The following is a 24,642-nucleotide window of genomic DNA, read 5'->3' on the forward strand; positions in this document are numbered from 1 at the left end:
TAAATGCCACCGTTTAATGGTTAACGATCGTGCTCAGCTTCGATTTGCAACGCTTTTTGAAATGATTTATGAGTCATTAACTGTTGATAATACTTAGCAATATTAGGATATTTATCAAACTCACCATTTTGGCCGACGATCTCTGCAATAAATGACATCATAATATCCGCACCACTAAGAGTGTTGCCGACTAAATATGACTTACCATCAAGACGGTCATTAACATAACCTATCACTTTAGCCGCTTCAGCATCGGCATATCCAGCTATAAAATTGGTAGGTGCGCCTTCCATTTTCACGAAGATCTTCAGCAATAATGGCAGCGCAGCTGAACTTTCAGCAAAATGCATCCATTGCTGATAGTCAATATAATCAGCGCTGCCTTTTGCTGGCATTAATCGATCCGCTGCATACGTTTGGATCAAGTAATCGGTAATGGCACCAGACTCGGCAATGGTAAAGTCCGCGGTTTCTAAAACCGGTGACTTACCTAACGGGTGCACTTTTTTAAGCGATTCTGGCGCTAAAAAAGTAGTCGCATCACGTTGATAGGTCACTAGTTCATAGTCAACAGCCAACTCTTCAAGTAGCCAAACAATGCGCTTTGAGCGAGATTTATTTAAGTGATGCAAAGTAATCATTACGCTTCGCCGACTTCAACAATTTCATAGCTATGGCTAATCTCAACACCGCCTCGCTCCAGCATCAATGACGCTGAGCAATACTGCTCTGCTGATAATTTGACCGCGCGCTCTACCTGCTTCTCTTTAAGACCACGCCCACTGACGATAAACTTTACATGAATTTTGGTAAAGACAGCCGGTACCTCGTCAGCTCTCTGTGCAGAAATTTCGGCGACACAATCAACCACGTCTTGCCGGGTTTTTTTTAAGATGCCTACAACATCATAACTGGTGCAACCACCCAACCCTAGCAACATCAACTCCATCGGACGCGGCCCAGCCACCAGCTCGCCATCCAATGTGATATCAAAACCGGAGCCGGTTGTACCTTTAAACCGAACTTCACCATCCCACTTTACTGTTGCATTCATTGTCACAGAACTGCCCCTTAACTAAAAAGCTCTTTTAATTTCTCGCCCGGATCTTCGGCACGCATAAAGGTTTCGCCTACTAAAAAGCTAAATACTTTATGATCGCGCATCGCTTTTACATCGGCGCGTGTATGAATACCACTTTCGGTAACCACTATACGGTTATCAGGTATTTCCCGAAGCAATTCAAATGTATTATCCAAACTCACTTCAAAGGTGTGTAAATTTCGGTTATTAATGCCCAACAAGCGATTATCCAGGCGTAAAGCACGCTCCAGCTCATCGCCACCATGTACTTCAACCAGCACATCCATGCCTAATTTATGAGCCAGACGGTTCAGCTCCTGCATCTGCGCATCTTCCAATGCCGATACAATCAACAGGATACAATCAGCGCCAATAGAGCGCGCTTCAAATACCTGATAGGGATCAACAATAAAGTCTTTACGAATAACCGGCAAAGAACACGCGGCGCGCGCTTCCTTAAGATAGTCTTCATGGCCCTGAAAAAAATCAGCATCGGTCAATACCGAAAGGCAGCTGGCCCCTCCACGCTGATAGGATTTAGCGATATCCGCAGGAATAAACGGATCACGCAGTAACCCTTTTGAGGGACTCGCTTTTTTAATTTCCGCTATAACGGCTGATAAACCACCCGCGATGGAGTGAGCCATTACATTGGTAAAGCCTCTCGGCTTCATATCTTCATCGCGCGCCTGAACTTTAATCTGCTTTTCCAGGTCAGCCAAGGTTACATTGCCAGAACGCTCTTCTACTTCTTCATACTTACGTTGTAGAATTTTCTTTAATATCGTGGGTGTATCAGACATATTTCTTACTCTTTCAATCCTTGGCTGAAGGTTACTAACTCAGCCATTTTATGTGCAGCAGAGCCGTTCAGCATTACTGCTTTAGCCAAGGCCACACCTTCTGTCATGCTGGCCACCTGGTCAGCCGCATACAGGGCAGCGCCGGCATTCAGGGCAATCATATCAATAGCTTGAGTATTTTCACCTGAAAATGCAGCGTTAATTAACGCCAGACTTTCTGCTGAACTAGCGACCTGTAACCCCGCTAAAGGCTGCCGTTGCAAGCCAACATCTTCCGGCACAATAGTATATTCCACTACTTCACCGTCTTTAAGCTCGGCCACATGGGTTTCTCCGGCCAAACTGATCTCATCCAAGCCTTCAGCAGCATGCACCACCAGCGCATGCTTAGCACCTAAAGCCTGTAAAGACTCAACCAATGGCCGACATAATGCTTTATCGAACACACCTAACAAGTAGTGCTTTACACCAGCGGGATTGGTTAGCGGGCCTAATACATTAAAAATTGTTCTCAATGCCATCTCTTTGCGCGGACCTATCGCATACTTCATAGCACTGTGATGCTGAGGCGCAAACATAAACCCGACGCCTACATGATCAATGCAACGCGCTATCTGATCCGGAGTAAGCTGTAAATTCACCCCGGCAGCTTCTAACAAGTCAGCAGAACCCGAACTGGATGACACAGAGCGATTACCATGCTTAGCAACATGGCCGCCAGCAGCCGCGACAACAAATGAGCAGGCGGAGGAAACATTAAATAAATTGGCACTATCTCCCCCTGTCCCAACGATATCCACGGCATTCTCAGCCTGTATATTGACAGGGACGGCTAAGGAGCGCATCACACTGGCAGCAGCGGTTATCTCATCAACGGTTTCGCCTTTCATTCGCAAAGCAATCAGCAAACCACCAATCTGAGCATCTGTCGCCTGCCCAGACATAATTTGCTGCATAACTGTCTGCATCTCATCCATCGAAAGGTCTTTGCGATCAACGACAGCCGTCAATGCCTGCTTAATATCCATCCACTGCTCCTTCTCTTTTCTTTGCGAGCCTTTTTATTAACGAGCTGAGTGTTAACGGCGTAAAAAATTCGCCAGTAACGCATGCCCCTGTTCTGTCAAAATAGCTTCAGGGTGAAATTGCACACCTTCTATATCATATTTTTTGTGCCGCAGACCCATAATCTCATCAATTTCACCAGAAAGTGTTTTCGTCCATGCGGTTATCTCAATACAGTCTGGCAGCGAACTTTGCTCAACAATAAGGGAATGATAACGCGTCACATCCAATGGATTGTTCAGCCCTGCAAACACACCTGCATCTTTATGAAAGATAAGTGAATTTTTTCCATGCATTACCTCTTTTGCGCGCACAATCATACCACCAAATACCTGCCCTATACTCTGATGCCCAAGACAGATACCAAGAATAGGCAATTTTCCGGCAAAAAATTCGATCGCTGCCAGCGAAATCCCGGCTTCATTTGGAGAGCAAGGTCCGGGAGAGATCACCAAGTGACTGGGGTTAAGCGCTTCAATCTGCTCCAAAGTGATCTCGTTGTTACGAAAAACCTGAACATCAGCACCCAGCTCACTCAAATATTGCACAATATTAAAGGTAAACGAATCGAAATTATCGATCATCACTAACATATAAATAGTTTCTTAATCATAGAGAAAATCGACTTAGTATTTATGCCTGCAGGGCCACGAAAAACCCGCACTATATAATATTACATTCCAGAAGATGAATCATAACATGAGACCCTTGCACGATTGCTCCTTTCTCTTCTGGCGGTGCTACAAAAGTTTGGCTATGCGATTGCTGGCTCTACTATTCGATTTCTAATTATCGAACAATATCTGAATTGATGGCAGCTTAAAACAGCGCTGATGCATGACATCGCCGGCATCAATGCTGCTCCTCTGATGAGTTGACCTGTGCATAGATCTCACTGCTGCCATCCTTCTTCAACAACAAGACAGAGTAAGGCGTAAACCTATCGCCCATTTCCATGCCGGGGCTTCCTGCGGGCATATCCGGCACACTCAGGCCAATGGCATTCTTCGGCTTTTCTGACAAAAACTGCGTGATATATTTCGCTGGCACATGCCCCTCAAAAACATATCCATCTGCAGACACAGCGGTATGACAAGAACGGTACATTGGCGCAATACCTCGCTGGCTTTTCTCTAACGACAGGTCAGCAGGATGGATAGTTTTCGCAGTAAACGCATGTTTTTCGATATGCTCAATCCAGCTCGCGCAACAGCCACACGTTGGACTTTTATAAACATCCAGCTCGACACTAGCGCTAGACGCTTTATCTTCTGGCGCTACTATGCCGGATAACTGATTCTGTTTAGTTTCACGTGTATCAGTTGTATTAGTTGAATCAGAGCAAGCTGCAAGCGAAATGGCAGCAAGAATAAGCAGAGCATGAGCAGGCTTGAAAAATAATGACATAACATTTCCTCTATAAGATGGTGGCATAGCAACCTTGTCACAAGCTAGCGACCACCAAACCATTAAATATTCTGGAGTGATTCCCCCCAATGAAATAACAGCCGCCGATAGCAGAACGACACATCAGGACAAAGGGATATCAGATCAATGGGATATCGGAGGTAGAAACGTGACATATCACGCTGAGTCAGCAGCGGTGGGTTATTCGCTGAGAGTCACAACGACTGACAATGTGAACCATGTATAACCGCCGGGGCTTCTAACCGAACCGAGACGCTGCCCCGAAGCCCTAACAACTTCAATCCCGGAGCATCTGTATCAGCCTTAAACCCTTTGTTCATGAGCTCTTTAACTCTCCTTCCTCGCTGCTTGGAACTCTTCGCTCCCAATACTACAACGATCAATCGATTACCTTTATTGGAAGCCGAAGCAACCAGATTATATCCGGAACCACAGGTATAACCCGTCTTAAAACCGTCCGCGCCTGGATAAGAATTCAGAAATCCATTATGTGATACAAATGTAGTTTCTTTGTACTCCACTGTTCGATTCGAAAAAAAATGGTAATATTCAGGAAAATCAAGCAGCAACCTGCGAGCAAGAATGGCTAAATCTCGCGCACTGCTAATCTGATCAGCATTCGGTAAACCTGTGGCATTTTTAAAAACAGAGTCCTTCATACCAAGCACACGTGCTTGCTTACTCATGCTCTCTGCGAATTTTTTCTCCGAACCACTAATCGCTTCAGCTAAAACCACGGCAATATCATTTGAAGAAACGGTTGCCAGGGCTTGAATGGCTTTGCGAACAGTTATTTTATCACCCCTTCGGGCACCTAGCTTCATAGGTGGTTGTCTTGATGCTTTTGCAGACACCACAAGTACCGTATTTAACGATATCTGTTGTTTTTTCAAGCTTTGGAATGTCAGGTATAACGTCATTAATTTGGTTAAGGATGCCGGATACCAAGGCACATCCGCATCAACCTGATCGATAACAGCCCCTGATTGGGCTTCTACTACAATATACGGCATCGCCGCCTGAAGCCTGGCGCTAAAAAAAACACACATCACGGCCATCAAGACGGTACACCTAATCAATTTCAATTCGACTCATCCTCTCGAATTAATCCAAGTCTGCAATATTCATACTTTAAAAAGCACTTTCTATAGCGGGCTGATTTTTGAAAAATCACACTCTTAAAACAAGATCTGCAACGTCATCTCGCATGACAGCACTTTCTTGCCCTAATGATTGCCCGATCCAACTTTTCGCTTTGATAACTTGCTGGGTAAAAGCCGCCGGGTTAACTAAATACAAAGCAATAACAATCGCAAGTACCGCAGCCCCAACAGAAAGAACATATATTCCGAGGCGCCCTCGAGAGTCATGCACGGCACTGGCGTTTCCTATTTCATCATAGTCAGCAACACCAACGAAGGATCCGTTTCTGGGCGGGTATTCAGCGTCAGACGTCACCGGGCTCTCAGAAGACGGAGACTCATAGACAGGGGGATCGAAAGAAGACTCAACTACTGGCTGAAAACCCAAACCCCCTGAAAGACGAGGGTCTGATTCTGATTTTGGTTCTGGTGCGACTTCTGGTTCTGGTGCGACTTCTGGTTCTGGTTCTGGTTCTGGTGCGACTTCTGGTTCTGGTTCTGGTTCTGGTTCTGGTTCTGGTTCTGGTTCTGGTTCTGGCTGCGGCTGCGGTGCTGATTCAGCAACCTTATCCTGCGCCTCATACACATCCAGCGCTTCAAACTCATTTCCCGGCGAAATCCCGACAGGTAACAACTGTTCACTTCTTAACTCAGCAATCACTAACTCTGCAGCATTAACACCAATTTTATCCAGCTCTTCAAGGCTTCCATATAAAAACAAGCGACTACAAATCAGATTAATTCTTCTGGGAATTCCCTGACTATATTTGAAAATGATCGGATATACGGCTTCGCTAATAGCCGGATTATTTTTCCATCCAGCTATCTCCAGTCGATGCTTTATATACGCTTTAGTTTCGCTTTCCAACAAAGGCTTAAGAAAACAAGTGGCAACCAAACGCTGATGAACCTGCTCCATTTCAGGACTATGAATTAAGTCTTTCAAGCCCTCTTGTCCGAGTAAAAAAATCTGAATCAACGGAACACTATTCAACTGCACATTAGTCAACAAGCGCAACTCTTCTAATGCGGACAAGCTTAACCCCTGTGCCTCATCAATGATCAACAAGGCACGGCCGCCGTTACGATGGTTTGCAATGAGCATTTCAGACATACGCTGCAACAACACGGCTTTATTTGATATTTCTTCTTTAATACCGAAGGAGTAGGCAACCATCCTTAATAGATCACTGGCATCCATCTGTGTGGTTATCAACATGGCTATTTTAACGCTGCTTGTTGCTTCCAGATTGTGTACCAGATCATTAACCAGCGTCGTCTTACCTGTGCCAGGCTGACCGGTAATCATCACAAAGCCTTCGGCCCGCTCAAAGGCATACTGCATATACGCGCGTGCGCGACTGAAGCTCTTGTGTCCGTAACTAAATCGAAAATCTGAACTTAAACGAAACGGCTCTTCTGAAAGGTGGTAGTAAGTATCATACATCCGTATTATTCCATAACCTGAAAACATTATTAGCGATATATTGCTGCATGTAATTTCTCTACCGTCTGATAAGAGATCCTAACTCAAATAAGAATCACTCTTCACTCTTGAGCCTCCCAGCCCTAACGGTTACTCTTTAGCATAGCATTATGTGAAATTGACGACACTTAATAGACGAATCTGTTTATATAATAGCTAGGCATTATGTAGAAAAAAAGTAACCCACTCGAATATATACAGCCTCATGGATTTGTAAAAACCTGTATTGGAGATCATGTGTACGAAGAACACTATGAACTGGGCGCTGATCCCTTTCGCCTTACACCGGATGCAAATCTGTGTTTTTTACATACGGGTTTCCAAAAAGCCAGAACCTCGATGAATTACGCCCTAATGAGACAGGAGGGCTTCGTTTTAATCACCGGGCAACCAGGAACCGGAAAATCTACACTGATATGCGACCTTACAGCCCACTTGCCCAAAAACATCACATTTATCCAAATAACATCCTCACAATTGATTCCTGAGGATCTGCTGCACCTCATTTGCCTAAACTTCGGCCTCAATCCAACGGCAGGACATACTGTTAAACTTCTCCACTCGCTCCATCATTACCTAATAACCCAAGAGCAAGCAGGTAAACACACACTTCTGATTATAGATGAAGCGCAAAACCTTTCTGAAAAAGCCTTAGAGGAACTACGACTTCTCACCACTCTACAGAAGGGAAATAAGCCACTATTACAAATTTTTCTGATCGGCCAGGATAAACTCCGCACCACGATTACCGCCCCCAACCAGATTCAGCTAAAGCAGCGAATCACGGCCAGCTATCATTTGCAACCCTTGAGCGAGAAGGATACTCGCGAATACATCCTTTATCGGCTCACTCAATGCAACTGGAACAACAATCCCACGATCGATAACAAAGTGTTTTACTATATCTATCGTTTTAGTCATGGCATACCCCGCATCATAAATTTAATTTGTAGCAGGATGTTTCTTCACGGCTGGCTAACCAAACGGCACAACCTTGCAATTCAGGATCTACATACTATTATTCATGAACTAATACAAGAACAACTTCTGCCGATACATAGAGTTGCTACCAATGCACGAGCGCTATAAACCATAAGTTATAAACAATAAAAAGGAATGAAACTATGGCAGAACGAACAGAAATAGAAGCAGATACTGGCTTCATAGAGAGTATCTTAAGCTTATCGAGCTTTTTACATAACCATGAAAATATCGATGCCTCATTAAATGAATTAGCGAACCTGTTAGCCAAGACATTAAAAACCGAAAATTGCTCTATCATGCTACTCAAAGACGAGCATGCTGAAGATGAATTCCCATTACGCATCCACGCACACTCTGGAGCCCTACCTGACAGCGCTTACACAAAGCCAACATCCGCATCCGGAATTGCCGAATATGTAGCTCGCTCCGGTAAACCCTTATTGGTACCTGATATCACTGATAGCCAATTTGCAGCATCAGCCCACCAGAGTGGAGGCTTTATCTCTCTCCCTATCTGGACAGATGATAAAGTCATCGGTGTGATCAATATCAGCAAACCAAGCGATGGTCGTACTTTTGCCGAACAGGACCTTGAGCTTGCCACTATCCTTGGCATGTTTTTGTCAAAATCCATTCAACTACTTCATCTGCAATATATTCTTAAATCTAAATTTGCCATCGTCGCTATGGAAAGAGAGCAGCGCTCAAAAAATCAAAATGTCGGAGATTTCACCCGAAGCCCGGAGAAGGTAGCCAAAATTCTCGCGAAAGGTTTTTATCATGAACTATGCAATGCAGGCATAGAGTCTGACCATATTATTGTCGCCGTGTCAGAAATTATTACACTGCTGAATGCGCAATTGGAGGGCGACACAAAGGATCAAATAATCTAGTTTCACCTATAATATAAGCAATCACTTGGCTGTAGATTCTTTTTCGTATGGCGAGATAAACGCCTTGTGAAACAGATGCCTGACCAATAGCCCGAACGGCATTCTCAGATAATGACCACGCACAAAGAGTAATTTGCGAGCTAACACAGTGCCTTTGCGTTTTGCACTATTATGCGGAGGCATAATGACCCTATCAAACAACATATCCATGAATCGAATAGGCAAAACAGGCTGCCATCGATGCTCACAATCAACCAGCACCTCTTTAGGGATCGGCGTATTAAACATACGATGACTATACCTTAACGCATAATACAAGGGCGGCATCAGATCCATCTCTGCTCCCCGGCGAAGTAGAGCCTGCCAATCAAACTCTTGCTCCAAAGAGCTTCTGATTAAGCCATCGAAATCCAACAGATCCCTGAAAGCATGATCAAACTCCGTATCCATAAACAGATGCGTTGCACTGTGTAAGAGAATATCTATATCTGACAATGTCCAAACACCTTCAACAACCTCTTGAGCGCTTTCAAATAATTTACTGGCAACCGGTTTAAGGGCCGCAGTCAAAGGTAAAATAGTATGATGGATATCGATAACAGTGTGACGTTTAACATGTATCAGAGGTGGTATTTCATGCATCCACTCCCGGTAATAACGCTGATCATAAGCACTTTGATTGGTGCCCACCCAACCATGCCACTGAAGCGCCGACTCCAATGCCTGAAGAGACTCTTTGGGAAGCAGAATATCAATATCAGAAAACGTTCTACCTACAGCACACGACTTATCAGAAGTAACATAGGCAGCCCCTTTAAGCAGGATTAGCCGCTGCCCCAAAGAGGAAAATACAGGAAGAAAATATTTGATTTCAGACCAGGTATCCCGAAGATACTTGTCAGAAACAATAGATGCTGCTTCAAGATGCCACTGCACTGAGACAGGCACATCAGCCAACTGCCCGCGAAGAGACAATCTTGAATAAAGCATACCTAACACATGCGCACTTCTTCCCTGTTGGACAATAAGGTTCCATTCACCGAGAGACAGGTCTTTAACCTTAACATCACCCGTAAGCAAAGCACAAAGCGGCTGAAAAGTAGTTAAACTCATCTCACTAACCACTCCAACTGAGCAATCGCTTCATCCAGGTCACTGTAAACAAAATCATAGCTATCAGACTGTTTAACCAATCTGGATAAAGCATGAAACGCATGCGCTCCCAACAGGTGATAGTTGAAGGCATTCTCCACCAAAGACATATATGCATACGCCTTCTCTTTTTCAACCAACTGTAACTCTGAACCTTGCTTATATTGTGGAAAAACAACCACAGCAGCTTTCGCCATTTGCGAAGTCGAACGTACACTCTCAGCAGGGGGTTTCACATGAGTGACACAGCCTTTAAGGGTATCAGTACACAAATGCCCGAAAACTGCTTCAGGCCAAAAATCCTTAATAACCTGAATAGATTCGTTCTTAAGACTCATCGGCTTGGCGAATGGTTGCAACATAGAATCTTCAATTGATATAAGGGTCAACTCATCTGACAACAAACGCCAGCCACGCGATACCAGAGCAGTACACAAGGTACTTTTTCCTGATCCTGATGGCGCAGGCATAATAACCGCCTTACCGTTGCGTTCAACCACCGCTGCGTGAAGAATCAAATAGTGATGGGCATGTGCCGATACACACCAATTTATACCCCACTCAGCTAAAGCAGGTGACTGATTCAACGATAGAGGAGTAAAAGGCACATCTCCATTAAAGGTAAACTCAGCCAGCGGCTTAACCCACCCACGCAAACCGGATTTTCGTGCGATTTTGATCGGGAAATCGATAAACTCCCTATCCTTAGTGACTAGAGCATCAGGATAGAGCTGATAAATATGAGATGAAACGGAGGAAAGTGACGACTGGATATGGCACCAAAAAGGACCTATATTCAACGCCAAACCAGAACCACTAAGTTGATTAGCACATTCTTGAGCTGAAAAATCAGAGACTATCATGGAGTTTTTTAATAATCCCTTGTTCGATCAGATGCTGCAGATATGCTTTACTTTCGTCTTGATTTTTTTCATGGACTGACAAGCTCAGACAATACTTACCTATTAGCTCAAGCATCTGGTCTTCAGCCTTATTTCCTCTATTAAGATAATCAAGGACTGTTACAACAGATTTACTTAAAACTCTAACTTTATCACATTCTGGCTCGTGGACTACCGCCATATCATCAAATATTGAAACCAAAGCGGTAGACATATTAATTACTGAGCTGTAAAAAACTGACGAGCTATCATCCACCATATTAATTAAGCACATTAACCCGCGTATGTATTAAAGTAGTCATACATGGTAAAACCAATATTTTCAGGATCTGTATTCCAATAGGCATGCTGCTGAGTACTGGGTAACGTGTAATAACCATTTTTGATCAGACTTTGGAACACATCAATAACTTTAGTAACAACAGTTGCAGGGGTTGGTATAGCACCGAGCACCCTTCCTAAGGTGATTTGCCCTGATGCAGCATTCAACAAACCAGCTACAGCATGCCTCTCAACACTATTCTCAGGACTTGTTAACAAAACTTCCAACAAAGTAGTACCATCATTAAACAACGATACCCCAAAAATTGTATCGAAGCTTTGCGGGTATCGGCAGTATACATTTTGCAAGCTATCTTCATAGGTGCCTGCATACGGGGATGGATACGAAGCGGCAGTAGCAGCAGCTTCGCACTTTGTCGCTATATCACCAGGATCAGTTTCCTGCCCAATACTACTATCATATATATATCCGGTAGAAGGCCACATGCCCGGTGATTCAGCCCAGGTTGATGGACTCAAGCCTGCCAAATCATCACAGTCTGGGGCTTCTTTAGGGTGATGCGATATGAATGTAGCCGAATTATGTGCCGATGCGGCACACAGCGCACCACCCCAAGCGGTTCGACCTGACATACTAAGAATGACGGGTGCTGCAATCCCCGCCCCAAATAAACGACGACGTGACGAATCAACATCTGATGGCTTTTTACCAGTAGACTCTTGCTGCTCTGTAAGCAGCTCATCATTTTTCGGACGATCCATTTTATCCTTCATTTGAGTAGCCCTACTTTATCCTGTTAAGTAACGCATTTACATGCGTAAAATCATATAATTCAAACGATGCAAATAATACGCCAAAAAAAAATATTGTTTGATATCTAAGTAACTTTCAGTGGCCTGCGATTCTAAATAAGACACTTTAGCACACCAGTGTAAAAAAAACTGACAATCAATCAGACCCACTTTTATTAAAAAACAATCCTACATTATTGAAATTATTATAACACTAACTAGCTCTCTTTACGGCTCAATTATAGAACCCCTTTTGCTCATATTATACTCATACTCGATTTATAGGAAATTAGCCCTCACCTACTCGAGGCTTACAATCGACAACACCTTTAACTAGACTTGCTTCCATACAATGATTACGTAACATACTTACTGCACTCATACAGTAAACCTCAAAGAGACTAACCACTATGTTTGACCATGCTGGCTTGTATAGCTACTTATTTGCATTTATAGCCTATTTGGTGACTGGCATTGCTTTATTCTCATCCACAAAAATCGATAACTCTGGAACACCCATTAAAGTCGCCGTCATAGCGACATGTAGCTGGGCTATATTAATAACCGCTTCCTACTCATCATCTGCCATACCGGCACAAGTCATACAAATTGTTGAAATTATTCGCAATCTGGCATGGTGCTTTTTCATATTAAAAATCATTTCACCCAAACAAAGCCCTCAACAAAACACTCTCATCAAAAAACTTGCTTATTCTCCATTAATTCTGGCAACAGCCATAGCGATCCTCAGCTCAATGATACTCTTTGGAAATAACGCCACCCAGAACACACCTTCCGACGACCCAGCAAGCGACATACCTTTAATTGCCTGGATGCTACTCTCTATCACGGGCCTCCTCCTCATAGAGCAAGTTTACAGAAACTCCAACAAAGACCAGCGATGGTTTCTTAAACACCTATGCCTGGGTTTAGGCAGTATTTTTGCCTATGATTTTTTTATGTATGCTGACGCCTTACTTTTTAAACACCTTGATAACCAGCTTTGGGATGCTCGAGGCATTATTAATGGTATTGCCGCACCGCTGATTATGACATCACTTATCAGAAATCCCAGTTGGATACTCAATATTCAAGTCTCACGTAAAGTCGTATTTCACACAGCCACACTAACAGGAGCGGGTATTTATCTTGTTCTTATGTCAGGCGCCGGATATTTCATCCGTTACTATGGCGGCACATGGGGATCAATACTACAAATCACCTTCCTTTTTGGGGCAGGGCTACTTCTTTTCATCCTATTATTTTCAGACAAAATTCGATCAAGCATACGTGTCTTACTAAGCAAACATTTTTTCAGTTACAAATACGACTACAGAGAAGAGTGGCAAAAATTCACTCACCTACTCTCCGAATACGAACAGAACACACCCGAACGTATTTGTGCTGCTATCGGCTCGCTTGTCCAAAGCAAAGGGGGGATTATCTGGGGAAGAGACGAACACCTGAACTATCAACTTCTAACTAATTGGGAGATGGCTCCACCTGAGCTACCTCCGTCGCACTTAAAAAGCATCGGCGATTTTTTTGAACGAACTGAATGGGTCATCGATTTTGATGAATATCGACTCACTCCCGGGATATACGACGATCTTATTATCCCCTCCTCCTTATTGGAAATCCCTAATGCATGGCTAATGATTCCACTATTATTTAATGCAGAGGTATACGGATTTGTCCTCGTTAAACATTCCGATATTCAAAAAAACATTAACTGGGAAGATCGTGACTTACTTAAAATCGCCGGAAAACAAGCTGCCAGCCTTTTAGCACAATACCAAGCCAGCCAGGCTCTCATTCAAGCCCAGCAGTTTGAAGCATTCAATCGACTATCTGCCTATATTGTCCATGACCTGAAAAACATCCTTGCTCAACAATCACTGATTATCTCCAATGCAGAGAAACACAAGCATAAGCCAGAATTTGTTGACGATGTTATTCTGACGGTGCGTAACTCTGTAAACAGAATGACACGCCTTATGGAGCAAATGCGAAACGGCATGCGCGGCACAACACCAGTACCTGTCGATTTAAAATTATTACTAAAAACAGTTTGTAAACACTACGAAAAACATTCACCTGCCCCAGTATATAGTGAGCCTGAGTATCAGGCTTTTGTCTTTGCTGACAATGAACAACTAGCCAATGTTTTTGGCCATCTTATCCAAAATGCACAAGAAGCTACTGACATTGATGGCAGGATAGATGTACAGTTGACCTGTTCTCCTCATGAGGCGCTTATAGAAATCACAGATAACGGAAAAGGTATGGATGAGAACTTCATACAACACAGACTATTTAAGGCTTTTGATTCAACCAAAGGCCTCACTGGAATGGGTGTAGGCGCATTCGAAAGCCGAGAAGTAGTTCGCTCATTAGGTGGCGACATTCAGGTTAAAAGCTCACCTGGCATTGGAACTAGTTTCTACGTAACCCTTCCTCTACACTACGCGCCAACAACAGCTAATAACATCCCAAACGAAGCATCCCAATCAAAGTAAGTTAAGGACTATCAATAGAAATGAATGGATTAAAGAAGAACCTGCTTATCGTTGAAGATGATGAAGGCCTACAGAGTCAGTTACGCTGGTGCTTTGACGGTTTTGATGTAGCCATATGCGGAACAAGAGCCGAAGCTATTACACAACTGCGACGACTTCAACCGGGTGTGGTGTTATTAGATCTAGGCCTTCCTCCTGATCCAGGCGGCGTAACGGAAGGCTTTGCTGCGCTAAAAGAAATCCTTTCTCTGACACCGGAGTGCAAAGTCATTGTAGTTACCGGTGATAATGATCGTACCAATGCGGTTAATGCCATTGCGCTTGGCGCCTATGACTTCTATCAGAAACCTGCTGACCCAGAAATACTGACACTTATCGTAGAAAGAGCTTACCGAGTCTACGAACTTGAAATAGAAAACAAACAACTCCAGAACAACCAACACAGCATGCCTTTGGACGGCATTATTGCGTCCAGCGCCCCCATGCTAAAAGTGTGCCGCACCATTGAAAAGGTAGCCCCGTCTGACATTACCACGTTATTGCTAGGCGCCAGCGGGACAGGCAAAGAGTTATTTGCTCAAGCCATTCACAAACTGAGTCCACGCGCCAACGAAAAAATAGTGGCTATAAATTGTGCGGCTATCCCCGACACATTGCTCGAAAGCGAGTTATTTGGTCATGAAAAAGGTGCCTTTACGGGTGCAACAAAACAAACTATAGGAAAAATTGAACTTGCCAATGGGGGCACGCTCTTTCTTGATGAAATAGGAGATCTGCCTTTTGAACTCCAGGCGAAGCTACTTCGCTTCTTTCAAGAACGAGTCATCGAGCGCGTTGGCGGAAGAGCAGAAATACCTATTGATGTACGCATTATCTGTGCAACACACCAAGATCTAACCACACATATTAAAGAAGGCCGCTTCCGTGAAGATTTATATTACAGAATCAGTGAAATCACCATCCAGATTCCCTCTTTAAAAGAGCGGGAAGGCGATGCGCTTTTACTCGCAAAATCCTTCTTAAACCGTCTTAATAAAGAGTATGGCAAGAGCATTCGCAATTTTGATCCTGAGGCCATGACAGCCATTGAGTCTTATGACTGGCCGGGCAATGTACGTGAAATTGAAAGCCGCATAAAACGCGCCGTCATCATGGCAGACAACGCCCTTATAACGACTGAAGATCTGGAGCTAGACCTAACGAATACAGAATCCGCCCCATTAAACTTAAAGCAGATAAGAGAAGAGGCAGAGAAGAAGGCAATTAAAAGAGCGCTCAATCATTCAGATTTCAGCATATCCGAGACAGCGAAGGCTCTTGGAATAACCAGACCAACACTTTACAGCATGCTCGATAAGTATAATCTACACCCTAAAACAGATTAAGCTTAAGCCTACCAAGGTACCTAGGCTTGGCCACCAGACGAAATCCACATTAAAAAGGGGCATATCACGCCCCTATTTTTCTATTCTGTGCGATCTAAGTCCATTAGAATATACTTCTTAGCGAGCACCTTTCTTAAACAAAACCACTTCAACTGTTTGGATAAGAATATACATATCCAGAAAGATACTGTGATTTTTTATATAATAAAGATCATATTGAAGCTTCTGTATCGAATCCTCATCCGAAGCGCCATAGGGGTAACATAGCTGAGCCCACCCTGTTACACCAGGACTTAAGCGATGCCTCTCATCGTACAACACATTCAAATGATTTAACCTAGAAACAAACTCAGGCCGCTCTGGCCGAGGGCCAACAAGGCTCATATCACCTGACAATACATTCCATAACTGAGGCAACTCATCCAAGCGATATTTACGAATAAAGCTACCCACTCTTGTTATTCTGGCATCATCCTTCTGAGCCCACTGCGCTTTACCGTCCGCTTCTGCATCTGTTTGCATGCTTCTGAATTTAATAACATCAAATGGACAACCGTTTCGTCCAACACGCTGCTGTCGATACAAAACACCACCGCGCCCCAAACTTTCGACAAAAATGGCAAGAGCAGTTAACAACATCAAAGGAGAAAAAATCACCAATAAACCCAAACTTACCAGGATATCGACCGTACGCTTTTTAAAGGCCCGAAACATGTCGGGCGAAAATCCTTTCGCGAAAATCAACCAGCCAGGCTGCAGTAAGTCTAACTGGATCAAACCTCTTTCTCTCTCAAAAAAATCCAGCATATCAATAACATCAATTCCACTCATCCTACAATCAAGCAGCTCCTTAATAGGCAGTTTCAATCGACGATCATCTAATGCGATAACGATCTCATCAATATCATGCTTCATCGCAAAGTCACGTATACAACCATTAGAAAAAACAAGACGGCTTTTAGAAACACGACTTTTCTCTGCAGCATCCAGAGGTATAAACCCGAATAAATCAACGCCTCTCATATCCGCTTTACGGCGCAGTTTATCGATATATGAAGCCCTTTTCCCTGCCCCTAAAACCAATATACGACGCTGCAAAAGCTTCCCATCAACAAACCCATAAAATAAGGCTCTAATTAACATCAACCCCGCAAGTGATGACAAGGCGGTGACAGGCAATACAGCATATCCACCATAGGTATGAGGGAACAAAAAGTTGATACCGATAGTTATTGAAATCCCAAAAATAACCGCCACGATCAAGCGAGATAGCACGCCCACCAAACATTGTCTTTGGCGGGTATCGTATAACCCCATAGCCGCTAAACTGAATGACAACAGCACAGCCGGTAACAATATACTTGCGGCATACGCCATAGCCGACTGCTCAAGATTCACAAAAGTCAGATGAACCAGATAACTAATCAACGTCACCAGCATGAACTCAAACACGGCTAACAATAAGAACTGAGCATGCACATAATGCCCAAAAATCCTAAATTTTCCATGACCAAAGTGTAGCTTTGCTCGTTGAGTAGACGCTTTTGACTCCTTCTTTTCAGGAGTCGAATCATAACGAGCATTAACTTTATCCATGAACAGCTTTCCTAATTAATGACGCGACAGACTTGAAATCAGCAATATTTCACTGTGAAATCAAACATAAGATTTCAGGCTATGAGTATAGACCAAATATTAATAAAAAAAGCTATAATACCCCTCAAAAATAACCTAAACCTAAATGCTAAATATACACCAGAAGCAGCATTTTTTCATGTATAGACTACATTTACCTTATCATGATGTTGCCACCTGATAAGGTGAGCCCAAAGGACAGCCAGATGCTATCAGCACAAAAAACCTACACCTTTAGCTCATTACATATAGATATCGCACGAAACTCTACTGATGATTTCAATCTTTTTCATGACAAGAAGAAATGGCACCAAATCCATCGAAACCCGTTCAACGGACCTATTGCTTTAGGCTTTCAAATAGAGGAGTTTATCGAAGGGGCCATCCTTGATCATAGAATCACAAACGGCGAAAATAAAGTCATTGATCAGCACAAGTTGCAATATAGTAATTATCAATTTACATTTACCAATCCAGTCAAACCGGATGAAGAGATTGAAATAAAAATCAACAAAAGTATTTTTTCCGAGAAGCAAAACACCCCCACGCTAAGCAATAGAGTTAACATAAAGTCTGGCGGAAAACTCAGTGTAATAGGTTACAAAAAAGAGTCTATGCTCCCTCTATTTTTACCTGACCTTAGCTTACCCGATTTAAGTACCCTTAAAGATGCAGTTGATAGGGAATTTTTAGGCGATACAGGCTTTTTTGTTAAACGAAAGTTCATGAACACAAGCAATGCAAAAAATTTTTTATCGGGCTCTCTGGTTGAGCAATCAGACTTTTTTGACGAGATTGAAAGCAAAGCAAACTTCCCTGAAATTTTTCCTTGTGCGCTCATCTCATGCGCCCTTTTAGAAAAAGCCATCAAAGAGAAGTTAGATTTCAAACGCAATCCAATGGTTTATACTTCACACAAGATAAGTATTGACCGAAATCAGCTGACTCACCTCAAAAGCAATGACAGCTTGCACTTACTAGTTCGGCCATATTCAAACGGCGACGATAACGCATCCCCTCTTATGCAAACACACGAATGCTACGGGGTTGTTAACCATTCATCTTTACTTTTCAGATCACTCATTACACTCGTGCCACTGGACGGAGCACCCTGATAATGAGCAGACTAACCGCCCCTTTTATCTACATGGGACTTATTTTCTTACTATCATCAGTTCCTGGCAACAACATAAACCCAGAAACATTCCTTGAGCGATCCTTGATATGGATCTCACCAGGCTTTCAGAACTTGCTACACATACCCTTATTTTTTGGGCTTGCCTTAACATGGATATATGCTTTAGAAAAACACATAAAAAGCAATTATCTAACCTTATTGACAGCATTTGCCCTTTCTATGCTTTATGGCATTTTTGACGAATTCCACCAAATTCAAGTACCCGGCAGATATGGATCAATATCAGATCTGCTATTAGATGCACTCGGTGCTGTTTTAATTTTTCTCACGCCTCTGATAAAAAAAATCATTTACAACAAAGGCTCGATAATCGAGTAGCGTATTCAAACAGAAAATGTAAATCGCCCTACATCAGAATGCGAATAAAACTAGCATCATCCTAAACTGCGTCAGACGTACAACAAGATCGATACTCAGCACAAATTCTTGCATTGATCGCATCGTACAGTTCTTTCAATTCGGGTTTCATATTATCTAATACAGATTGGGTGGTAATAAAATAAGGTGCGCGGATACCATGATAATCAACATCACAACCTGCTCGATGAAAAACAATGCCCGAGCGTTTTAACAACCGTGGCAGAAAAGGCTCCATCATAGCAAATACGTTAGTTCTACCGGTTAGCATAGTTAAGGAAGTTGACGCTAGAAATGCAGACACCGCGATTAAAGGAAAAACCCGCCGCTCCTCATCTGCAAATGCTAACTGCTGCACATTACCAAATCGATCTAACGCCTCATTTGACCGCCTCCTAAAAGCCCCATCAACGGCAAGTCGCGAAATTTCACACAGCGTTGCTCTATTAAGCTTTAATTCTTCAATAAACTTAATATCCAAGCTATCAATGCAATACTTTTCAAAAGGTAAAATCATATCTTGCTTATTAAGATCAGCTGGCACCAACCGTACGCAACCCGCTACCTGTCTTGACTCTTTATGCCTGATAAGACAGTGAAATGAATAAATATCAAACTCATCCGACTCTTGCTCTTCAACAAAATGCTCTATTGACTCATATTCAAACTCTTTACAGTAAACATTGAACCGGGTATGAAAAATCTCTCTCTTCAAAGCTTCTTCAGCAGCTAACTCAACTGTAAAATACCTCTGAAAGTTTTCTGCTAAACTCTTCTGCATGCAGCACAACCACCCTATGTTAGCTAGGAAAGCATTTTCACAAAGAATTACGAATGAGTTCAAAAGCTCATACATCGAAATACGACTGACGTTTACAAACCACATTGGAGATAGCAATGACACATAACCTGAAGAATGCTATTCAACAATGGAGCTTAAATCTTGCTACATATCAAGTTATTACTGATCCTGATATTTTACAACAATACGGCACCGCCACTTACAAAACAACACATCAGGTTTCAGCAATCCTCAAGCCTGACGATAGAAAACAAGTACAAGAAATCGTAAGAATTGCTAACACTTATAAAGTCCCTCTTTACCCAATAAGCTCAGGAAAAAACTGGGGTTATGGATCAAGCGCACCCACAGCAGACAATTGCGTAATTCTTGACCTTAGCTCGATGAACAAGATTGTAAAGCTAGATATTGACTTGGCTTATGTTACTCTCGAACCAGGGGTTACCCAAAAGCAGTTGTATGAGTTTCTTAAAAAAGAAAATGCTCCTTTATGGATGGATGCTACAGGCGCGTCTGCTGATTGCAGCATTGTAGGCAACACAATAGAACGAGGTTTTGGCCATACGCCATATGGTGATCATTTTGCTCATGTATCGGGTTTAGAAGTGGTCTTAGCGAATGGAGAATGCTTTAAAACAGGATTTGGTCGTTTTCCTAATGCCCTCTCTTCACAAGTCTACCATTGGGGTGTCGGCGCTTATCTGGACGGACTATTTAGCCAATCAAACTTTGGTGTCATCACTGAAATGACTATTTGGCTGATGCCTAAACCCGAATACTCCCAAGCATTTTTTTGCAGTGTTGATAAGGATGCCCTTCCTCAACTAGTAGATTCTCTTAGACCCTTACGCTTAGACGGCACGCTCAAAAGTGCCATGCATATAGTCAATGCCGACAAGGCCATTGCAGCTTTTGGTCAATATCCCTGGAAAGAAGTCAACCAGATAACACCACTACCCAGAGCATGGCTAGAACGTGAAAGCAAAACAAAAAATCTCGGAGGCTGGAATGCATCAGGCGCCCTTTACGGATCTCGCAGCGAAGTATCAATCGCTCGTAAAAAGCTTAAAAGAGCATTACGCCATATTCAGTCTAAGAAATTACACTTTATTGATGACAGAACCCTAAAGATTGCCCAACTGATCAAAACACCTTACCAATGGATGACTGGCGTAGATTTAGAAAAAGCATTAGAAATGGTGGTGCCTGTCATCAACCTAAAGCGAGGAGTACCCAGTAATGTCTTTATACCAAGTACTTATTGGCGAAAAAAAAGCCCAGCACCTGCTGGCGACGAAGCCGATCCCAATAAGGATCGATGTGGGCTCTTATGGTTGGCGCCCATAGCACCGATGACAGGCATGCATGCAGCTATTCTTGAAGAGATAATAGAAAGCACACTATTACAGTTTAGCTTTGAACCAGAAATATCAATGACATTATTAACTGAACGATGCATTGATAGCGTGGTTGCAATTACTTATGATCGAGACGTACCAGAGGAAGAAGAAAGAGCACTTCTGTGTCATGATGAACTATTGAAAAAACTGACAGACAAAGGCTACTACCCTTATAGGCTATCTACTTATGCCATGGGGAACTTACCTACACCTGATGAAGGTTACCTAACGTTAATGAATAGCATTAAGAATGCTTTAGATCCTGAGCACATTATCGCACCAGGCCGCTATGAATAGCATAATTAGTACCGTTATAAAAAAAGGAGATGGATTTTGAAAGCAATAACCATGAATAAGAAATGCAAACATCTTGCAACAGCTATCACCGTAACCAGTATTCTATTATTACCCATAGCACAAGGCACTCAAGCAAATTCAGACGCCGTGTACATGCAAGAGGTTAATTCGTACTTACAACAAGGGAAAAGCAATGCGGCTATCATAGTGCTTAAAAACGTACTCCAAAAAGATCCAAAAGATGCCGGTGCCAGGCTGATATTAGGTAATATTTATAGAGCACAAGGCAACATCCCTGCTGCCGAAAAAGAGATTAATGAAGCGCACACCTTAAATCCAGATGATCCTGATACAAGTATAGCTTATTCAAAATTTCTTCTACAAAACAATAAATTAAAAGAATTAGAAAGCATTCTATCCAATACCGAAGGCTGGTCTGATGAACAGCTAATCGAAGCTTATATATTACAAACTCAGGCAAACGTATACCGGGGAAATATTGCCGAGGCAGAAAAAAAATTGGATCAGGCAGTACAACTGGATCCCAATAAACCTATCGTATTATTTAGCCAAGCAGTCCTAGAAATCCAACGTCGCCAACCTGATGATGCAAAAAAATATTTAGAACAGCTACTCGCTACAGAGCCAGATCATGTTCAGGGACTAATGCTAGTAGGCGAATTGGCAATGGCCAAACAGGATTACCCGCTTGCCATCCAAACTTTCGAATCAGCAAGTAAAAAACAACCTAACATTGGCATCGCGAACATCAGCTTAGCCCAAGCCCTCATAGCAGATAATCAACTCGAAAAAGCGACCCTGCAACTACAAAAAGTTTTAGACATAGACCCCGGGCATCCTGATGCAAACGCCTTACAAGCAAAGATAGAATTTACAAACAAACGCTTTAGAGAATCTACACAATACGCCGAAGCAGGCTTATCACAGTCAGAGAAAAACACTGAGCTGGTCTATATTGCAGCAGCATCTTATTATGCGACCGATCGTTACGAGATTGCTTATGCCCAAATTAAAAAGGTTTTAGCGCGCTATCCCGGCCATGTAGAATCGCTTAAGCTAAAAGCCGCGATTGAATTAAAGTTAGACTTAATAAATGAAGCCACTGCAACATTATCGCAAATTAATAATGAATCATTTAAAGAAAGTGATGATCAATTACTTATTGCAACAGGAATCGCTTCATTAAAGGATAAAGATTACATTTCCAGCAAAAGACTCCTCGACCAAGCGTCAAACTTACAAAGTGCCGATCCACGAGTGAGCTTAGGCCAGGCAACAATTGCCGCCATAGAAGGTGATCACAACGCAACCATTAAAGCTCTTGAAACAGCAATAGAAAAATCACCTGATTCTCAGCAAGCCCAAACAGCGCTGATTTTAACCTATCTGCAAGACAAACAGTTCGACAAAGCGCTTGAGCGGGCAATACAGTTTTCACTGGATCATCCCAAAAACCCCAATGGGGAAACCTTCAAAGGCCTGAGCTACGTTATGCTTAAAGACTTCTCTAAAGCTGCAGCGGCTTTCAACGCGGCCCTTGCTATAGAGCCCGGCAACCCTAATGCCAGTCATAACTTGGCGTCAATCATAAAACGCCAGGATAACGATACAAAAAAAATCCGCGCGATTCATGAAAATGTATTAAAGCTACATCCTGATAATCTTAATTCTCTTATTGAATTATCAATACTTGATCAGAGCGCTGGCGAACATGATAATGCCACTCAACGGCTTGAGCATGCCATTAAGACCACCCCTGACGCACCCCGGCCCTACCTGATCTTATCGACTCTTTACCTTCAGCAAAACAAACTCGCACAATCTCTGGCTGTTAGCGAACAGGCACTCAAAATAAACCCTGACAACCCCGGATTCCTCACATTAGCAGGCAAAGCACAACAAATGAGTGGCCAATATGACACCGCAACTGATTACTATACAAAAGCCATCGCCGTTGCCCCTGAAGCCGTTATGCCTCATTACTTACTTGGCCAACTGTATCAACAAACCAACCAGCTAACACTTGCTGAAGCAACTATTGATAAAACACTGAGCCTTATGCCGGATCACTTGGGTGCCCTTCTTATAAAAGCACAGCTTAATCTTAAATCAGGCAATCTTGAAAATGCTAAAAGCATCGCAACGCAACTCAAAGAAGCTGATCCAGAAAATTCATACATTACAGAGCTTCACGCCCAGATTGCTTACGCAGAGAAAGACCTGGACACTGCAGCTACCTTGTATAAAAAAGTGCTTAGCGAACGGAAAAATTCGGCACTCAATATACAATTAGCGTCCGTACTTTGGCAGCAACCCGACAAAAAAGAAGAAGCAACCTCTTTACTCACTCAATGGCTTGATAAAAACCCTGCCGATACCTTAACCCGCAATGTACTGGCTACCTTGTATTTGCAAGACAAACAAACAGACAATGCTATTTCAGAATTCACAAAAATTGTTAAGCTCACACCTAACAACTCAACAGCCCACAACAATCTGGCCTGGTTATTATTCCAACGTAATGATATATCGGCAGCTGAGGATCACGCCAAAAAAGCAAATGAACTCAACCCTAATAACCCGCTGATAATGGATACTCTCGGTACAATACTTATGCAGAAAGGAGAGTTACTGGCAGCCGAGAAGCTGCTGGCAGATGCTTCTACGCTTCTACCTGAAAACCCGGAAATACTGTTTCATCTTGCACAGGTCAATTTTAAAGCTGGACAAAAGACACAATCAGAAGTCATTTTAATAGAACTTCTGAGTGAAAAACACGCAACAGCAGCATTTAGTGAGCGTGAGGACGCTAAAAAAATGCTCAACGCTATTCAGAGCAGTAAATAAGTAACGAGGCATGCATATAAGCATTTATGCATGCCTCGCTCTTTAATTAAGCGCTGTAACACCCACTTCTAGATACCTCGATTACATAGCTCCTTAGGCTTATCAAAACCCACTGACTTGATTCTGAATTAAGTTGTCCTACACTAAATGCATCAATCAAATACAGTAAAG

At 42.8% G+C, this 24,642-nt stretch carries 22 protein-coding genes; 8 read left to right on the forward strand and 14 right to left on the reverse strand.

Features of this window, described 5'->3' with window-relative positions:
• Positions 1-20: 20 nt before the first annotated feature.
• From BM099_RS03185 to BM099_RS03220, 8 genes are all read right to left on the reverse strand, one after another.
• The gene (locus BM099_RS03185) at positions 21-641 is read right to left on the reverse strand and encodes a glutathione S-transferase family protein (protein ID WP_090724362.1); all 621 of its coding nucleotides are present in this window, start codon (positions 639-641) and stop codon (positions 21-23) included.
• A complete protein-coding gene (locus tag BM099_RS03190; RefSeq protein ID WP_090724365.1) occupies positions 641-1,054 on the reverse strand; it encodes an OsmC family protein in 414 nt (137 codons plus the stop codon). Before BM099_RS03190 ends, BM099_RS03185 begins: the two co-directional genes overlap by 1 nt.
• Positions 1,055-1,071: 17 nt before the next feature.
• Entirely contained in the window at positions 1,072-1,884 is an 813-nt protein-coding gene (trpC, locus tag BM099_RS03195) for an indole-3-glycerol phosphate synthase TrpC (RefSeq protein ID WP_090724368.1), read from the reverse strand.
• 5 nt (positions 1,885-1,889) lie between these two features.
• Positions 1,890-2,912 (reverse strand): anthranilate phosphoribosyltransferase, encoded by a 1,023-nt coding sequence (gene trpD / locus BM099_RS03200; protein ID WP_090724370.1) that lies wholly within the window; start codon positions 2,910-2,912, stop codon positions 1,890-1,892.
• Between the two features lie 51 nt (positions 2,913-2,963).
• Positions 2,964-3,542, reverse strand: coding sequence for an anthranilate synthase component II (locus BM099_RS03205; protein ID WP_090724373.1), 579 nt, complete (start codon positions 3,540-3,542; stop codon positions 2,964-2,966).
• Between the two features lie 259 nt (positions 3,543-3,801).
• Positions 3,802-4,356 (reverse strand): DUF411 domain-containing protein, encoded by a 555-nt coding sequence (locus BM099_RS03210; RefSeq protein ID WP_090724378.1) that lies wholly within the window; start codon positions 4,354-4,356, stop codon positions 3,802-3,804.
• 215 nt (positions 4,357-4,571) lie between these two features.
• On the reverse strand, positions 4,572-5,462 hold the full coding sequence (locus BM099_RS03215) for a D-alanyl-D-alanine carboxypeptidase family protein (RefSeq protein WP_143083717.1): 891 nt from the start codon (positions 5,460-5,462) through the stop codon (positions 4,572-4,574).
• Positions 5,463-5,547: 85 nt separating this feature from the next.
• Positions 5,548-6,966 carry an ExeA family protein gene (locus tag BM099_RS03220; protein WP_177201071.1) on the reverse strand — a complete coding sequence of 473 codons (1,419 nt, stop codon included), beginning with the start codon at positions 6,964-6,966 and terminating at the stop codon, positions 5,548-5,550.
• A gap of 276 nt (positions 6,967-7,242) precedes the next feature.
• Here BM099_RS03220 and BM099_RS03225 point away from each other — a divergent pair, with 276 nt between their 5' ends.
• Together BM099_RS03225 and BM099_RS03230 are read left to right on the forward strand one after the other, a co-directional pair.
• Positions 7,243-8,094: an ExeA family protein gene (locus tag BM099_RS03225; protein ID WP_090724384.1), complete on the forward strand. Its 852-nt coding sequence runs from the start codon at positions 7,243-7,245 to the stop codon at positions 8,092-8,094.
• Between the two features lie 35 nt (positions 8,095-8,129).
• Positions 8,130-8,882 (forward strand): GAF domain-containing protein, encoded by a 753-nt coding sequence (locus BM099_RS03230; RefSeq protein WP_090724387.1) that lies wholly within the window; start codon positions 8,130-8,132, stop codon positions 8,880-8,882.
• 21 nt (positions 8,883-8,903) lie between these two features.
• Here the strand turns inward: BM099_RS03230 and BM099_RS03235 are convergent, their stop codons facing one another.
• From BM099_RS03235 to BM099_RS03250, 4 genes are read right to left on the reverse strand one after another with little or no spacing between them, the layout of a single operon-like run.
• Entirely contained in the window at positions 8,904-9,995 is a 1,092-nt protein-coding gene (locus BM099_RS03235; RefSeq protein ID WP_090724389.1) for a nucleotidyltransferase domain-containing protein, read from the reverse strand.
• Positions 9,992-10,897 (reverse strand): HprK-related kinase A, encoded by a 906-nt coding sequence (locus BM099_RS03240; protein WP_090724392.1) that lies wholly within the window; start codon positions 10,895-10,897, stop codon positions 9,992-9,994. Before BM099_RS03240 ends, BM099_RS03235 begins: the two co-directional genes overlap by 4 nt.
• Positions 10,884-11,150 carry a hypothetical protein gene (locus BM099_RS03245; protein WP_143083718.1) on the reverse strand — a complete coding sequence of 89 codons (267 nt, stop codon included), beginning with the start codon at positions 11,148-11,150 and terminating at the stop codon, positions 10,884-10,886. The genes BM099_RS03240 and BM099_RS03245 overlap by 14 nt, the downstream gene beginning before the upstream one ends.
• A 59-nt stretch (positions 11,151-11,209) precedes the next feature.
• The gene (locus tag BM099_RS03250; protein WP_090724397.1) at positions 11,210-11,992 is read right to left on the reverse strand and encodes a hypothetical protein; all 783 of its coding nucleotides are present in this window, start codon (positions 11,990-11,992) and stop codon (positions 11,210-11,212) included.
• Positions 11,993-12,420: 428 nt separating this feature from the next.
• Here BM099_RS03250 and prsK point away from each other — a divergent pair, with 428 nt between their 5' ends.
• Both prsK and prsR read left to right on the forward strand, forming a co-directional pair.
• Positions 12,421-14,529 carry an XrtA/PEP-CTERM system histidine kinase PrsK gene (prsK, locus tag BM099_RS03255; RefSeq protein WP_090724399.1) on the forward strand — a complete coding sequence of 703 codons (2,109 nt, stop codon included), beginning with the start codon at positions 12,421-12,423 and terminating at the stop codon, positions 14,527-14,529.
• A 20-nt stretch (positions 14,530-14,549) separates the two neighbouring features.
• A complete protein-coding gene (prsR, locus tag BM099_RS03260) occupies positions 14,550-15,914 on the forward strand; it encodes a PEP-CTERM-box response regulator transcription factor (RefSeq protein ID WP_090724402.1) in 1,365 nt (454 codons plus the stop codon).
• A gap of 117 nt (positions 15,915-16,031) precedes the next feature.
• Here prsR and BM099_RS03265 read toward each other — a convergent pair whose 3' ends face one another.
• On the reverse strand, positions 16,032-17,510 hold the full coding sequence (locus BM099_RS03265) for a TIGR03013 family XrtA/PEP-CTERM system glycosyltransferase (protein WP_090724404.1): 1,479 nt from the start codon (positions 17,508-17,510) through the stop codon (positions 16,032-16,034).
• Between the two features lie 245 nt (positions 17,511-17,755).
• On the opposite strand from BM099_RS03265, the gene BM099_RS03270 reads away from it, so the two are divergent.
• On the forward strand, positions 17,756-18,664 hold the full coding sequence (locus tag BM099_RS03270; protein WP_090724407.1) for a hypothetical protein: 909 nt from the start codon (positions 17,756-17,758) through the stop codon (positions 18,662-18,664).
• 2 nt (positions 18,665-18,666) lie between these two features.
• Positions 18,667-19,065, forward strand: a complete 399-nt coding sequence (locus BM099_RS03275; protein WP_090724409.1) for a VanZ family protein — start codon at positions 18,667-18,669, stop codon at positions 19,063-19,065.
• Between the two features lie 61 nt (positions 19,066-19,126).
• On the opposite strand, the gene BM099_RS03280 is transcribed toward BM099_RS03275, so the two are convergent.
• Positions 19,127-19,885 (reverse strand): PEP-CTERM/exosortase system-associated acyltransferase, encoded by a 759-nt coding sequence (locus BM099_RS03280; protein WP_090724412.1) that lies wholly within the window; start codon positions 19,883-19,885, stop codon positions 19,127-19,129.
• 116 nt (positions 19,886-20,001) lie between these two features.
• On the opposite strand from BM099_RS03280, the gene BM099_RS03285 reads away from it, so the two are divergent.
• Together BM099_RS03285 and prsT are read left to right on the forward strand one after the other, a co-directional pair.
• A complete protein-coding gene (locus tag BM099_RS03285; RefSeq protein WP_090724415.1) occupies positions 20,002-21,603 on the forward strand; it encodes an FAD-binding oxidoreductase in 1,602 nt (533 codons plus the stop codon).
• Positions 21,604-21,639: 36 nt separating this feature from the next.
• Entirely contained in the window at positions 21,640-24,471 is a 2,832-nt protein-coding gene (gene prsT / locus BM099_RS03290) for an XrtA/PEP-CTERM system TPR-repeat protein PrsT (RefSeq protein WP_143083719.1), read from the forward strand.
• Positions 24,472-24,642 lie beyond the last annotated feature (171 nt).

The organism is Neptunomonas qingdaonensis (genome assembly GCF_900113275.1).
Taxonomy (GTDB): Bacteria; Pseudomonadota; Gammaproteobacteria; order Pseudomonadales; family Balneatricaceae; genus Neptunomonas; species Neptunomonas qingdaonensis.